A 15,933-nucleotide genomic window follows, 5' to 3' on the forward strand; every position below is an offset into this window, starting at 1 on the left:
AATAAAATTACAATAAAACCTTTTCTTTTCCAATTGACATTTTCCAACCAGAGATGGTATATTCAGAAATGTAAGCGAAGCTTATTTATTTGATAACGAAGGGAATGTTATTGCATGCAAGGTAAAGTAAAATGGTTTAACGCAGAAAAAGGTTACGGCTTCATCGAGACAGAAGAAGGCGGAGACGTATTTGTACACTTTTCCGCAATCCAGTCCGAAGGTTTCAAGACGCTTGAAGAAGGCCAATCCGTAGAATTCGACATTGTCGAAGGCGCGCGTGGACCTCAAGCAGCTAACGTTATCAAATTATAATCATCCCTTGGCGCATGCCGACCTTACATAGGTAATTCTGATGGTTACATTTGAACAATTAGCTAAGACTCCGGTAGATTCCGGGGTCTTTTTCAGTATGTACGGCTTGTTCCAATATCGGTATACATAGACGACAATCAGCAATAAAAGTTGCTTGCCAATACCCGTTTTCCGGCCTATTCAATCCAGCCAAAACAGGTTAAGAACAAAGCAGAACCATCTTTTGCCGACTGCACAATCTTACACAATATACACATTCCATATGGGTACAGTCAGTGAATATAAACAGGCGTTTCTGTGCCTACTGTCATCCATGCTATCGCAACAATATTCCGGCTTGTAATGAGCTTGAACAGACGCTGTAGCAGTCGGTCATCAATTTTCTATAAATCACAGCTTCTTTCCTTTAACGCTCCTTTTACTTGCCGCTAACATCTATGTTATAATTCCCTAAAGGAGGAATGCTCTATGAATTTTGCTATTCGAGGTCAACACTTTGATGTCACAGATGCTATTAAAGATTATGTGGACAAAAAGCTTAACAGACTTGAAAGGTACTTCGATTCACCTCCCGTATCCGACGGTATGGTTACACTAAGTTCCAATCGCGGACGCTTTACCGTTGAGGTTACAATTCCTCTCCCCGGCCTGCTGTTGCGTGCTGAGGATCGCAGCGAAGATATGTACGCTTCTATCGACTCTGTTGTCGACAAACTGGAGCGTCAGATCCGCAAGCACAAAACAAAGCTGAACCGGAAATTCCGTCAAAATGACGAAAATCTGAAGTCATTCTTCGTAGAAGATCCAACTGCGGCTTCTCTCGCAGTAGATGAAGATGCAGACGTGGAAGTGGAAAGCGATGAATTCGAAATCGTCCGTAACAAACGCTTCCTCCTGAAGCCGATGGACGTTGAAGAAGCCATTCTGCAAATGAATCTGATCGGGCATACATTCTTTGTATTCTCGAACATTAACAGCCAGCAGGTCAATGTGGTCTACCGTCGTGATGATGGTAAATACGGCCTGATTGAACAAGAATAATATACGTAAATGTAATAGAGCCTCGTCCAACCGGACGGGGCTTTTTAGCGGCCTGATCATGCAGGTACAGGCTGGCACGGAATACAGCCTGGCCGCCGTGAAAGAAGTGCAATCCTGCCCAAAGTGGAGTATACTATATAGAGTGTTCCAAGCGCTGATGCATCCTGCAGAACAGCCTTGCAGCCTGCATACACAGCGGCAGACCCCGGCTTAACTGTTCAGTCATGGCCGATCTGATCCGTATCACCGACATAATGAAACATTTTTGCTTTTTATACGTATAAGTATACGCAGTATTATTCACAGTAATGAATACCATATGGATACAGCCAGGCACGGGATATATTTATCTTGTGTCCTATTGAACTTGATTGTTGTAGCCTACACCTTATGAAATGCAAGACCTGATCAAAAGACGGCTTGTGCACGTTGAAGTAAGTTTACGATTCAGCGTTCGAAACTTGAAACGCAATTTCCAATAAAAGCGATTCTTATAAAGCAAAATATATTGCTGCATCATTATATGATTTTGCCTCCGGAAATAGCCGATTTGTTGCGGCATTTACCTGAAACTGGTACAATTTATTGCAACTGAGGTTATTGAATAATCCCCCGGAAGCGTCGTGTAATTTCCATTTATTCAATAATCCATCTCTGTTTAGCGCGAAAGGGGTTAACCATGCTAGGTATCGTTAAGAAAATATTTGGTGACACAAATGAGCGTGATGTTAAACGAATTATGAAGACGGTTGACATCATCAACAATATGGAAAAGGAATTTGAAGCACTTTCCCACGATGAACTTCAGGGGAAAACCGCTGAATTCCGCGAACGTCTGGAAAAAGGTGAAACGCTTGAACAGCTGCTTCCCGAAGCTTTTGCCACTGTGCGTGAAGCTTCGAAACGTCAGCTGGGCATGCGTCATTTTGACGTACAGCTGGTCGGCGGTATTGCTCTTCACGAAGGAAAAATTGCCGAGATGAGAACAGGTGAAGGTAAAACGCTGGTAGGTACGCTGCCGGTCTACCTGAACGCACTCGAAGGCAAAGGCGCCCACGTCGTTACGGTCAATGATTATCTGGCCAAACGGGATAGCCTGCAAATGGGTCGTATCTACAACTATCTGGGCATGGAAGTCGGTGTTAACCTCAGCGGTATGAAGCATGAGGAGAAACAGGCTGCTTATGCCTGCGATATTACGTACGGTACAAACAATGAGTTTGGATTTGACTATCTGCGTGACAACATGGTGCTGTACAAAGAACAGATGGTACAGCGTCCGCTGCACTTCTGTATCATTGATGAAGTCGATTCCATTCTGATCGATGAAGCCCGTACACCACTGATCATCTCCGGTCAGGCACAGAAATCGACCGAACTGTATTTTGCAGCTGACCGTTTTGTGAAAAGCCTCAAGGCTGAAGATGATTACACCGTCGATATCAAAGTAAAATCCGTAGCTCTGACTGAAGCAGGCGTTGAAAAGGCCGAGAACTTCTTTGGTCTGGAGAACCTGTATGATAATAGCAATGTAACGATTAACCATCACGTGGTACAGGCGCTCAAAGCGAATGCTATCATGCACCGTGATGTGGATTATGTCGTAGCCGATGGTGAAGTTCTGATCGTCGATGAATTTACCGGACGTCTGATGGCCGGCCGTCGTTACAGCGATGGTCTGCACCAGGCAATCGAAGCCAAGGAAAACCTCGATGTACAAAATGAAAGCATGACGCTGGCAACGATCACGTTCCAGAACTACTTCCGTATGTACAAAAAGCTGGCAGGTATGACCGGTACAGCAAAAACCGAGGAAGAAGAGTTCAAAAAAATCTATGGTCTCGAAGTACTGCAGGTTCCAACGAACCGCGTGAATCAGCGTCAGGATGCTCCGGACGTTGTATACAAGAGCGTACAAAGCAAGTTCCGTGCTGTCGTCGATGAGATTGTACGTCGTCATGAGAAAAACCAGCCGGTACTGGTCGGTACAGTCTCCATCGAGAACTCGGAGCTGTTGTCCGAAATGCTGAAACGCAAAGGCATCAAACACCAGGTACTGAATGCCAAGTACCACGCCGAAGAAGCGGAAATTATCTCCCGTGCCGGTCAGCCGGGGACGGTAACGATCGCTACCAATATGGCCGGTCGCGGTACGGATATCATTCTGGGTGAAGGCGTCGCGGAAGTGGGCGGTCTGCACATTATCGGTACAGAGCGTCACGAATCCCGCCGGATCGATAACCAGCTGCGCGGTCGTGCCGGTCGTCAGGGTGACCCGGGTTCTACCCAGTTCTACCTGTCACTGGGCGATGAGTTGATGAAGCGCTTTGGTGCGGATAATGTCATGAATATGATGGAAAAGCTGGGCTTTGAAGAAGACCAGCCGATCGAGAGCCGGATGATTACGCGTGCGGTTGAATCTGCACAGCGCCGCGTCGAAGGCAGTAACTTTGATATGCGTAAAATCGTCCTGCAGTATGATGATGTGATGAACAAGCAGCGTGAAATCATCTACAAACAGCGTCGTGAAGTGCTGGAATCGGCGAATATCCGTGAGGTTGTTCTGCAGATGATCAAGCCTTGTATCGAACGTGTGGTTGAAGTTCACTGTAATGATGATATTCCGGAAAACTGGGAACTGCAGGAAGTGGCAGACTATGTAAACAACAACTTCCTGATTGAGAATACCGTAGATGAGTCCGAGCTGCATGAGAAAGAAAAAGAAGAGATGGTCAACTACCTCTTCGAGCGTGTGGAACTGCGTTATCTGCAGCGTGAAAAGGAAATCGGGGAAGAAACAATCCGCGAATTCGAGAAAGTGGTTGTTCTGCGTGCGGTTGACCGTAAATGGATGGACCATATCGATGCGATGGAACAGCTCCGTCAGGGTATCCACCTGCGTGCATACGGTGGTACCGATCCACTGCGTGAATACCAGTTTGAAGGCTTTGAAATGTTCAATCAGATGGTGGCAGACATCCAAGAGGAAGTTGCCGGCTATGTAATGAGAGCACAGATCCAGAGCCAAAGCCAGCAGGAACGTCAGGCGGTTGTGGATACAAGCAAAGTCAGTACCAACAGCTCCGAAGCGGCAGAGAAACGTCCTTCCCGTGAAGAACGCCGTCGCAGACGCAGATAATTAAGGTTATCGAACCAGGCAGCAGAGGATACCGGGAGACACTCACCATGGTTGTGGGTGTCTTTTCTCGGATAAAGGAATCGTATACTAACGAAGAGGTGAATGTTCATGATCGAACCGAATGTAAAGCATGATCTGCGTGAAATGGCTCAAAAATTATCCAACCTTAGGGGGTCTCTTTGACTTAGATCTCAAAAATGAAATGATCGGTAACTTTGAGGTGAAAATGTCGGCTCCGGATTTCTGGGATGACAATGAATCGGCTCAAGAGGTCATTGCAGAGATGAATGCGGTCAAAGGATCGGTAGACCAGTACAACAAACTGCAGCAGGAATATGACGATATCAGCCTGATGGCTGAACTGGCCGACGAGGAAAACGATGAAGAACTGGCACAGGAAGTCACTTCCGGCGTACAGGCGCTGGTCAAAAAGCTGGAAGAGTTCGAACTGCAGCTGCTGCTCAATGAGCCGTATGACAAGCTGAATGCGATTCTGGAACTTCATCCGGGTGCAGGCGGCACGGAATCCCAGGACTGGGGCTCCATGCTGCTGCGGATGTATACACGCTGGGCAGAGAAGAGCGGCTTCAAGGTGGAAGTAATGGATTATCTGCCAGGCGATGAAGCAGGGATTAAGAGCGTTACTCTGCTGATCAAAGGTTATAATGCCTACGGCTACCTGAAAGCGGAAAAAGGAGTACACCGTCTGGTGCGTATTTCTCCATTCGACTCTTCGGGCCGTCGTCATACGTCTTTTGTATCCTGTGATGTGGTACCCGAGATTACCAATGATACCGAGATCGAGATTCGTACGGAAGATCTAAAAGTGGATACGTACCGTGCCAGCGGCGCGGGCGGTCAGCATATCAATACGACTGACTCTGCTGTCCGGATTACGCATTTGCCATCCGGCGTAGTCGTCAGCTGTCAGACCGAACGTTCCCAGATCAAAAACCGTGAGCGTGCAATGACGATGCTGCGTTCTAAATTGTATGAACGCAAAATCGAAGAAGAACGCAAACAACTGGATGAAATCCGTGGTGAGCAATCCGAGATTGCCTGGGGCAGCCAAATTCGCTCCTATGTATTCCATCCGTACAGCATGGTCAAAGACCATCGTACCCAGGTGGAGACAGGTAATATTGGAGCGGTAATGGACGGGGACCTGGATCCATTTATCGATGGATATCTGCGCAGCCAGCTGAAAGTGGAAGTGGATCAGTAAGAATATTACAACAATCATATTCCAATAGTATGGACAGAGTTGTACTAAATATAGAGACCTTCATGCCTTATGGATGAAGGTCTTTTTTGGTGTGTTGGATTTTTGATATATTGATTTTTTGGGTACATGGATGATGTATTTTTGTGCATTTACACAGATGCGGTGGCCCGGTCCCGGATTAAAGTGTCACCTATTTGCCGCATGTTCTTTCAGAAATAAACAATATGCACTACAATAAAAAACGCAACAGAAATATGTATTCCGGATGAGGGATATGATCTGTAAGGGTTGTTCGGCAACTGATGCAAATTTGATAGGGTACAGGTGAATAAATAATATGACAACAACATCTTCTCAGACCAATTCACGCAGGAGGAAACCGCCGATTATTCCGCTGACCGGTCCGCTGCGCAATAGCTGGGATGCCGCTCTGATCGTGATCGGAGCCTGTATTATGGCACTGGCGTTTAATTTATTTTTGCTGCCCAATCATATCGCTTCCGGCGGAGTAGCGGGGATATCGATTATTGCTTCAGAGATTATGGGGATTGAGCCGGCGTATACGCAGTGGGTATTTAATATTCCGCTGTTTGTGGCAGGATATCTGCTGCTGGGACATCAGGCGAGCATAAGGTCACTGCTGGGTACAATTGTACTGCCGATGTTTATTTATTTGACGCGTGATCTGCCTGCACCTACCACCAATCCACTGCTGGGTGCATTATATGGTGGTATTGGTGTAGGTCTGGGTCTTGGCATCGTCTTTCGCGGCCGGGGATCGACAGGCGGGATGGCAATCCTGGCGCAGATTATACACAAGCTGACCGGTTTTAGCATGTCATTCTGTGTAATTCTAACGGATGGTACGGTCATTCTGCTGGCCGGTCTGCTGCTCAAGCCGGAGCAGGCATTATATGCACTGATCGGTCTGTTTGTAACGAGTAAAATGATCGATGCAGTCGAGTTGGGATTCAGCAACTCGAAAGTGGCCTATATTATCTCAGAGGAAGTCGAGCCGATGCGGCTGGCGATTTTGAATGACCTCGATCGCGGACTGACCAAACTGAATGCAGAAGGCGGCTATACAGGAGACGAACGAACTGTATTCATGGTCGTTGTCGGGCAAAATGAAGCAAGCCGGCTGAAAACGATCGTCCGTGCGGTAGATCCGGACGCTTTTGTTATTATCAGTAATGCACATGAAGTGTTGGGCAAAGGGTTCAAGCTGCCTGGATAAGGCTGAGTATGTGCTTGAAACCAAAGGGAGCAAACAAAAGGTAAGAATAGAGAAGTAAGAGTAAAAAACGAAAAAGAAAATAAGAAGTATAAATAATAATAAAAGCGTGCTGCCGGGTAGGAAGATTACCGGGCAGCACGCTTTTTGGCGCTTCGATGAGAGAAGTGTGAAGGTAAGTAGAAAAAAACGTACAACCATACAACCATGCATATAAGGAAAATTAACAGGAAATGAAAGTCGATACATCTGTAAATATAATGTTACATATGCATATGTGCTTATATTTTCACTAAAGTAGCTACTAAATGAGGAAAATACAAGCGATCAATTTAAACCAAATAAGGACAAAACACCCAATATTGAAAAGAAAAGAATAAAGCTGGGAAGATCAGGTTATTATTAATCATGGCACTTTGCCTGCTGCGCGCAGTCATTCGTAATGAAGGTTGTATTTATATTACATCGGATGTATAATAATACACATCTTATATTCGGAAATGCAAAGGCCAAGAATGTGCCGAACAGGAGGAATTGAGCTTGAGTTCAGTTAAAACAAGAGTAGCGATTGTAGGTTCCACCGGCTATGGCGGGGTGGAACTGATTCGTTTTTTGCAGCATCATCCGGAGGTGGAGATTACTTCAGTCATCTCGGCTTCAAGCAGCGGTAAGCCGATGTCCGATCAGTTCCCCCATCTGAGCGGTGTAATGGACATGGAACTGGATGGAGTGGATGCGGCTGAGACGGCGCAAAAGGCGGATATTGTTTTTCTGGCTACACCATCGGGAGTAAGCAGCAAGCTGGTTCCCCAGTATGCCGAAGCAGGTCTGCGGGTCATTGACCTGTCCGGGGATTACCGGATCAAGGACAGCGCAACCTATGAACAGTGGTACAAGCATGATGCACCGGAAGCATCCTATCTCGAAGAAGCGGTCTATGGATTGTGTGAATGGAAAGGCAATGACGTACACGGCAAGCGCCTGATCTCCAATCCGGGCTGTTACCCGACAGCGACATTGCTGGGCCTGCTGCCTGGAGTGGAAGCAGGCTGGCTGGCGGCAGACAGCATCATTATTGATGCCAAGTCCGGCGTATCCGGCGCAGGTCGCGGCACAAGCCTGTCTTCGCATTATGCGGAAATGAACGAGAACTTCAAAGCTTATAAAATTAATAAACATCAGCATATTCCCGAGATTGAGCAGGTGCTTGGCAAAGCCGCCGGTCAGCCGGTAACTGTCACCTTTACTACCCATCTCGTACCGATGACACGGGGAATTATGAGTACGATGTATGGAACAGCGGTAGGCAGTCATTCGGAAGAAGAATGGATTGAGCTGTATCGTGAATATTATCGGGGTCGTCCATTTGTACGTATCCGCAAGCAGGGACAGTGGCCTTCCACCAAGGAAGTGGCCGGTTCCAACTACTGTGATATCGGGTTTGCATTGGACGAACGTACAGGCCGGATGACAATTATCTCAGTAATCGACAACCTGGTCAAAGGAGCCGCCGGTCAGGCTATCCAGAATATGAACCGAATGCTGGGCTGGGCGGAGAACACCGGGCTGAATATGCTGCCTGTATATCCTTAATCATTTTTATTCGGAAGAATTATTGAATGATATCGTGTGAAATTGCATATAAATGTACGCATACCTATACAGAATATACATTGCCGACGGAAAAGTAGGAGGAACTATCATGTCAGAATCTTGGTTTGAGCAGATTCCAAACGGAACTATCGTGACTCCGCAAGGATTTCAGGCTGGAGGTCTGCATTGCGGACTGAAAAAAACAGAGTGTAATGATCTTGGTGTTATTGTATGCGAGGTACCGGCAGCAGCGGCTGCTGTATATACAACGAATCTTTTTCAGGCGGCACCGCTTCAGGTGACCCGGCAGAGTCTGACGAACGGAACCCTTCGGGCTGTTGTGGTAAACAGCGGTAACGCCAATGCCTGTACCGGGCAGCAGGGCGAGCAGGATGCCTATACGATGCGTGCGGAGACGGCGAGACAGCTGGGAATCGCTGAAGAGGATGTGGCAGTAGCTTCTACCGGAGTCATCGGGGAACTGCTCAAGATGGACTGTGTCACCTCCGGCATTACCCGGCTGCCGGCAGCCATCGGCGGAGAGCCGGAACATGCGGAACAATTTTGCCGGGCGATTCTGACAACAGATCTGGTGAAAAAGGAAATTGGTGTGGCAGTACAGGTGAACGGCCGGCAGGTACATATTGCTGGAGCCGCCAAAGGGTCAGGCATGATCCACCCGAATATGGCGACGATGCTGGCATTTATGACGACAGATGCGGTCATTTCGGCGGAGAATCTGCAGCAGCTGCTGCGGACGACGACCGATCAGACCTTTAACATGATTACGGTGGATGGCGATACGAGCACCAATGACATGCTGGTAGCGATGGCCAGCGGCCTCGCCGGACACGAGGAGCTGACGCCGGAACATCCGGATTGGGAGGCATTTGCAGCGGGTTTCCGTCAGGTATGTGAATATCTGGCCAAGTCGATTGCCAAAGATGGCGAAGGAGCCACCAAGCTGGTTGAAGTTATTGTTAATGGAGCAGTAAGTGATCTGTCTGCGCGTGCCATTGCCAAAACCGTCATAGGTTCCAGCCTCGTGAAGTCTGCCATGTTCGGAGCCGATGCCAACTGGGGACGGGTCATTGCAGCTGTCGGACGTGCCGGTGAACCGGTGAATGTGAATACGGTGGATATCCGGCTCGGAGACATTGTAGTATTGACCGATTCCAGGCCGGTGCCATTTGACGAAGAAAGGGCCCTGCAGTATCTGCAGGGCGATACGGTGCAGATCGTGGTGGATCTGCATTATGGAGAAGGTCAGGCTCGGGCATGGGGCTGTGATTTGACGTATGACTATGTTCGTATTAACGCTGCCTACCGTACTTAATGGAAACAGGAGGAATATGATCATGACTGGAACTGCAGCAGACCGTACCTTTGTCATGAAGTGCGGTGGAAGTACACTGGCAGCACTGCCGGCATCTTTTTTTGAAGATTTGAAGCATATTCAGGAGTCGGGTACGACGCCGGTCATTGTACATGGCGGCGGCCCGGCCATTTCAGATAATCTGACCCGCTTGGGAATTGAGACGGAATTTGTCGGCGGCCTGCGCAAGACGACAGAGCAGGTGCTGGATGTAGTGGAAATGGTATTGTCCGGCAGCATCAACAAGCAGATCGTACGGCGTATTCAGGGCAGCCCAGCCAGAGCCATCGGCATCTCCGGTGTGGATGGCGGACTGATTCAGGCGCGTCCGGTGAGTAACTCGGCAGAGGTGGGTCTGGTCGGTGATGTGACTTATGTGGAAGCCTCCATTATCCGGGCGATTGTCGATCTGGGTTATATCCCGGTCATCGCCCCGGTCGGCGTGGATGCAACCGGTCAGCGATATAACATTAACGCCGATACCGCAGCCGGTGCTGTTGCTTCGCATCTGGGTGTACCGCGAATGATCGTCGTCACCGATGTGCCGGGAATTATGCGCACGGTGGACGGCGACAAAAAAGTACTGCCCCAGGTTACCATACAAGAGATTGACGAGATGATATCCACCGGTGAAATCTACGGCGGCATGATTCCCAAGGTCAAGGCAGCCATTGCCTGCATCCAGGGAGAGGTACAGGAAGTCATCATTGTCGATGGCAGTGAGCCGCAAATCTTGAGCCGTGTACTGAGCGGCGATCCGGTAGGTACCCGCATTATTCGTAAATGATCGATCGTCCATAAGTGATTCACATACATTTGACTACACATTAGAGGAGTGTGCCCCGTATGGCTAATCCGACGAGTAATCAGCAGCAATCACAGTCAAGCGAAGAAAGTGCATTATTTCCGACGTACGCGCGATACCCGCTCGCTTTTGCAAAAGGAAAAGGAAGCTATCTGTGGGATGTGAACGGTAAAAAGTATCTGGACTTCATGTGTGGTCTGGCAGTGACCAATCTGGGCCATGCTCCAACAGCGGTGGCCGACAAGCTGAAGCGGCAGCTGGATGAACTGTGGCATACGTCCAATCTGTTCCAGATTCCGAATCAGGAAAAAGCAGCGCAGCTGCTGACATCGATGAGTTCCGGCGATGCTGTATTTTTCTGCAACAGCGGTGCTGAGGCCAATGAAGCGGCGATCAAGCTGGCGCGCAAATATCAGCAAAAGGTCAAAGGGGAAGAACGCTACGAAATCATTACCTTTACCCAGTCATTCCATGGACGGACGCTGGCGACACTGACAGCGACCGGACAGGACAAGGTCAAAGAAGGATTCCATCCGCTGCCTGCCGGCTTCGTAACGGTGCCGCTGAATGATCTGGAGGCACTCCAGTCGGCGATTGGACCGCATACGGCGGCTGTTATGCTGGAGATGATCCAGGCGGAAGGCGGCGTGTATCCGGCTGAGGTGGAATATGTGCAGGCTGTTGCCGAGCTGTGCAAGCAGCATGGACTGCTGCTCATCATCGATGAGATTCAGACGGGGATGGGACGTACAGGCAAGCTGATGTCCTTTGAACATTACGGGATTGAGCCGGATATCTTCACTCTGGCCAAAGGGCTGGCGAGCGGCTTCCCGGTAGGTGCGATGGTCGGCAAGGCATATCTCAAGGATGCTTTTACCGCTGGCAGTCACGGGTCGACCTTTGGCGGAACACCGCTGGCAACGGCTGCGGTAATAGCTACGCTGGAGACGATGCAGGAGCAGAATGTAGTGGAGCATGCAGCCAAGATGGGCGACTATCTGATACAGCAGCTGCATGACAAGCTGGCCGGTCATTCCTTTGTCAAAGAAATCCGTGGTAAAGGTCTGATGATCGGGATTGAATGTGTATCACCGGTCAATGAACTGATCATGGCGGGACAGGAAAAAGGACTGCTGTTCGTCAATGCAGGACCCAATGTAATCCGTCTGCTGCCGAATCTGCTCATCACAGAGCAGGAGATCGACCAGGCGATTCAAATACTGAATGAAGTGATTCAGGAATATGCGCCTGTCGTTAGCGCGTCAGGACCAAGCGGAAGCTAAACAGCAGCAATCAAGGGGGAATGGGGACATGGAAGATATGGTGCAGAACAAGCTGGAACTCAGTCATTTTAAAGGCAAAGACTTTATCGAACTGAGTGACTATACGGCGGATGAGATTAACTTTCTGATCCATTTGGCGATTGAGCTGAAGCGCAAGCAGAAAGCAGGGGAAATCTATCATCCGCTCGAAGGCAAGACCGTCGGATTGATTTTTGAAAAGTCATCGACCCGTACACGGGTTTCCTTTGAAGTAGGAACGTATCAGCTGGGCGGACATGCACTGTTCCTCAGCAAAAACGATATCCAGATGGGGCGCGGCGAGACGATTGCGGATACGGCGCGTGTCATGTCCCGCTATCTCGATGGTATTATGATCCGTACATTTGGCCATGAGAATGTCACCGAGCTGGCGAAATATGCCGATATCCCGGTCATTAACGGCCTGAGCGATCTGGGACATCCGTGTCAGGTGCTGGCTGACTTCCAGACCATCGTGGAACAAAAAGGCCAGCTCAAAGGCCTCAAATTAGCCTATATTGGCGATGGCAACAATATGGCACATTCCCTGATGATTGGCGGGGCACGGGTCGGCCTGGACGTCTATGTCGCCAGTCCGGAAGGCTACGAACCGGATCCGGCTGTTATCAAGCAGTGCGAACAGCTCGCTGCCGAGAGCGGCGCTACAATCAAGGTCGTACGTGATCCGGTTGAAGCTGTACGAAATGCCGATGCGATCTATACCGACGTATGGGCCAGCATGGGCTTCGAAGAAGAGCAGAAGATCCGTGAGCAGGCTTTTGCCGACTATCAGGTCAATGAAGCACTGGTGAGCCATGCCAAGCCGGATTATATCTTCCTGCACTGCCTGCCCGCCCACCGCGGCGAGGAAGTCAGCGCCGGTGTTATCGACGGACCGAACAGCGTCATTTTCGATGAAGCCGAGAACCGCTTGCATGCCCAGAAAGCAATCATGGCCGCACTGATCGGTTAGCAATTCCATTATTAAACGATGAATACGATAAACAGCATCCATTTCCAATCCTGCTTACGTCAACATGATCACAACGATCATGACCCATACACAATAATCGTCAGCTGCACCCAACCAAGTAAATCAGTAACTGGAGGAACCTACTCATGGCTAAAGATAAAATTGTACTCGCCTATTCCGGCGGTCTGGATACATCCATCATTCTAAAATGGCTCAAAGAAACCTATGATGCCGAAATTATCGCTTTTACAGCGGATATCGGACAGGCAGACGAACTCGACGGTCTGGAAGAAAAAGCACTGGCTACCGGCGCATCCAAAGTATACATCGACGATCTGCGTGCCGAGTTTGCCGAAGATTTCATTTATCCGATGTTCCAAGCGGGCGCATTGTATGAAGGACAATACCTGCTCGGAACGAGTATCGCCCGTCCGCTGATTGCCAAGCGCATGGTGGAGATTGCTCGTGCCGAGGGAGCGATCGCTATCGCTCACGGCGCTACCGGCAAAGGGAACGACCAGGTGCGCTTCGAACTGAACGCAGCTGCACTGGCACCGGAGATTCAGGTTATTGCACCATGGCGTCTGGAGCAGTTCCGCGCGGACTTCCCGGGGCGTGCCGAGATGATCGCCTATGCCGAAGCGCATGGTATCCCGGTGACGGCTTCGGCAGCCAAGCCGTACTCCACCGACCGCAACCTGCTGCATATCAGCTATGAGAGCGGCGTGCTGGAAGATCCGGACTTTGACGCCAGTGCAGCGAGCAACAAGGATATGTTCATACTGAGCGTATCGCCGGAAGATGCACCGGATCAGCCGGAAATGCTGGAACTGCAATTTGAAAAAGGCAACTGTGTCGCACTGAATGGCCAGTCCATGACTCCGCTGGAAGTTATGGAAAAGCTCAATGAGCTGGGCGGCAAGCATGGCATCGGCCGCGTCGATATGGTGGAAAATCGCTTTGTCGGCATGAAGAGCCGCGGCGTATACGAGACACCGGGCGGAACGATCCTGTTCACTGCTCACCGCAAAATGGAGTCCCTGACGATGGACCGCGAAGTGATGAGCCTGCGCGATTCCCTGATCACCCGTTATGCGAATCTGGTGTACAACGGCTTCTGGTTTGCACCGGAGCGCCTGGCACTTCAGGCTCTCGTTACGGAAAGCCAGAAAAATGTGACCGGTACGGTCAAAGTAAAACTGTACAAAGGCAATATTATCGCGGCAGGTCTCAGCAGCCCGGTCAGCCTGTACAACCCGGATATCGCCACCATGGAAGCTGATCCGACCAATGCGTATGATCAGGGCGATGCAGCAGGCTTTATCCAGCTGAATGCACTTCGTCTCAGAGTGGGCGCAGGGGTACAGCAGCAGGCAGCAACTCAAGCGAAGCAGGGAGTGTGACCGGCAGTATGAGCAAACTATGGGGCGGACGTTTTACCAAGCAAACCAACCATCTGGTGGAAGAATATACAGCTTCCATCCATTTCGATAAAGCACTTGCAGAAGAAGATATCCAGGGCAGCCTCGCTCATGTGACAATGCTGGGCAAATGCGGCATCGTGCCTGCGGAAGATGTAGAGACGATCAAGGCAGGGCTGAACAAGGTACTGGCCAAAATTCAGGCGGGCGAAGTAAACTTCTCCGTCTCGGATGAAGACATCCATATGAATATTGAAAAGCATCTGATCGAGGAAGTGGGGGCTGTCGGCGGCAAGCTGCACACCGGCCGCAGCCGTAACGACCAGGTGGCGACCGATATGCATTTGTACCTGCGCAAACGGGTCGTAGAGCTGGTCGGATTGCTGCATGCGCTGCAGGAATCACTGATCACGCAGGCGAAAAGCAATATGGAGACGATCGTGCCAGGCTATACGCATCTGCAGCGTGCCCAGCCGATTCTGTTCCCGCATCATCTGATGGCTTATGTGTCCATGTTCGAGCGGGATATTGACCGTCTCAAGGACAGCTACAAGCGCATCAATGTACTGCCGCTCGGAGCAGGTGCCCTCGCGGGCACAACGTTCCCGATCGATCGCCATTTTGTAGCCGAACAGCTCGGGTTCGATGCGGTCTATGAGAACAGTCTGGATGCGGTCAGTGATCGCGACTTTATCGTAGAATTCCTGTCCGGCGCATCGCTGATCATGACGCATCTGTCCCGTCTGAGCGAGGAGCTGGTGCTGTGGAGCAGTACCGAGTTCAATTTTGTCGAGCTGGATGATGCGTTCTGTACCGGCAGCAGCATTATGCCGCAAAAGAAAAATCCCGATGTAGCCGAACTGGTACGCGGTAAAACCGGACGTGTGTACGGTAATCTGATCGGTCTGCTGACCGTGCTCAAATCGCTGCCGCTTGCCTATAACAAGGATATGCAGGAAGACAAGGAAGGCATGTTCGATACGGTAGCGACGCTGGAAGGTGCACTGCAGCTGTTTGCACCGATGATCGCTACAATGAAGGTCAACACTGGCCGGATGCGCGAAGCGGTCAACAAGGACTTTTCCAATGCAACGGATATTGCCGACTTCCTCGTTGGCAAAGGCCTGCCATTCCGTCAGGCCCATGAAGTGATTGGCAAAACGGTGCTGTACTGTATCCAGGAAGGCAAATATTTGCTCGATCTGACGCTGGAGGAGTTCCAGGAATTCTCCCCGCTGTTCGATGACAGCATTTATCAGGTGCTGCAGCCGGAGACGGTCGTCAATGCCCGTAATGTATACGGTGGTACAGCGACGGTACAGGTGGCGGCAGCGATTGAACGCGCCGAGCAGAAGCTGGGTCATACGGTACAGTGGCTGGAAGGCTATGCACAGCCGCAGTAAAGAGGATACAGTTAATAGTCGAAGTGAGATGAAACGTTAGACAAGCGGGCTGTAACGATCAAAAGCCTGTATTGTATGCGGCATTTCGGTATGCAGTAGTCTGGTATCAGA

General features: G+C 49.9%; 12 protein-coding genes. All 12 read left to right on the top strand.

Features of this window, described 5'->3' with window-relative positions:
• The first annotated feature begins 114 nt into the window (after window positions 1–114).
• The 12 genes from M1D61_RS02970 to argH all read left to right on the top strand — a co-directional run bounded on the left by M1D61_RS02970 (window position 115) and on the right by argH (window position 15,822).
• Entirely contained in the window at window positions 115–312 is a 198-nt protein-coding gene (locus M1D61_RS02970) for a cold shock domain-containing protein (protein ID WP_046216421.1), read from the top strand.
• Window positions 313–780: 468 nt separating this feature from the next.
• Window positions 781–1,353, top strand: a complete 573-nt coding sequence (gene hpf / locus M1D61_RS02975; protein WP_458121131.1) for a ribosome hibernation-promoting factor, HPF/YfiA family — start codon at window positions 781–783, stop codon at window positions 1,351–1,353.
• A 679-nt stretch (window positions 1,354–2,032) separates the two neighbouring features.
• A complete protein-coding gene (gene secA, locus M1D61_RS02980) occupies window positions 2,033–4,492 on the top strand; it encodes a preprotein translocase subunit SecA (protein WP_458121132.1) in 2,460 nt (819 codons plus the stop codon).
• A gap of 108 nt (window positions 4,493–4,600) precedes the next feature.
• Window positions 4,601–5,717 (top strand): peptide chain release factor 2 gene (gene prfB, locus M1D61_RS02985; RefSeq protein ID WP_458121133.1). Its coding sequence is split into 2 segments (ribosomal slippage): window positions 4,601–4,672 and window positions 4,674–5,717, totalling 1,116 coding nucleotides; the frame shifts between segments, so codons are not numbered across the junction.
• A 337-nt stretch (window positions 5,718–6,054) separates the two neighbouring features.
• Window positions 6,055–6,954, top strand: a complete 900-nt coding sequence (locus M1D61_RS02990; RefSeq protein ID WP_458121134.1) for a YitT family protein — start codon at window positions 6,055–6,057, stop codon at window positions 6,952–6,954.
• 537 nt (window positions 6,955–7,491) lie between these two features.
• A complete protein-coding gene (argC, locus tag M1D61_RS02995; RefSeq protein WP_458121135.1) occupies window positions 7,492–8,544 on the top strand; it encodes an N-acetyl-gamma-glutamyl-phosphate reductase in 1,053 nt (350 codons plus the stop codon).
• A 109-nt stretch (window positions 8,545–8,653) separates the two neighbouring features.
• A complete protein-coding gene (gene argJ / locus M1D61_RS03000; RefSeq protein ID WP_458121136.1) occupies window positions 8,654–9,880 on the top strand; it encodes a bifunctional glutamate N-acetyltransferase/amino-acid acetyltransferase ArgJ in 1,227 nt (408 codons plus the stop codon).
• 22 nt (window positions 9,881–9,902) lie between these two features.
• Complete coding sequence (gene argB / locus M1D61_RS03005; RefSeq protein ID WP_458121137.1) at window positions 9,903–10,706, top strand: acetylglutamate kinase; 804 nt, start codon at window positions 9,903–9,905, stop codon at window positions 10,704–10,706.
• A 59-nt stretch (window positions 10,707–10,765) separates the two neighbouring features.
• Window positions 10,766–12,007 carry an acetylornithine transaminase gene (locus tag M1D61_RS03010; RefSeq protein WP_458121138.1) on the top strand — a complete coding sequence of 414 codons (1,242 nt, stop codon included), beginning with the start codon at window positions 10,766–10,768 and terminating at the stop codon, window positions 12,005–12,007.
• Between the two features lie 37 nt (window positions 12,008–12,044).
• Window positions 12,045–12,998, top strand: coding sequence for an ornithine carbamoyltransferase (argF, locus tag M1D61_RS03015; protein ID WP_458122398.1), 954 nt, complete (start codon window positions 12,045–12,047; stop codon window positions 12,996–12,998).
• A gap of 146 nt (window positions 12,999–13,144) precedes the next feature.
• The gene (locus M1D61_RS03020) at window positions 13,145–14,401 is read left to right on the top strand and encodes an argininosuccinate synthase (RefSeq protein WP_458121139.1); all 1,257 of its coding nucleotides are present in this window, start codon (window positions 13,145–13,147) and stop codon (window positions 14,399–14,401) included.
• An 8-nt stretch (window positions 14,402–14,409) separates the two neighbouring features.
• Window positions 14,410–15,822 carry an argininosuccinate lyase gene (gene argH, locus M1D61_RS03025; RefSeq protein ID WP_458121140.1) on the top strand — a complete coding sequence of 471 codons (1,413 nt, stop codon included), beginning with the start codon at window positions 14,410–14,412 and terminating at the stop codon, window positions 15,820–15,822.
• Window positions 15,823–15,933: the final 111 nt, after the last annotated feature.

Source organism: Paenibacillus sp. Z6-24, from assembly GCF_054161335.1.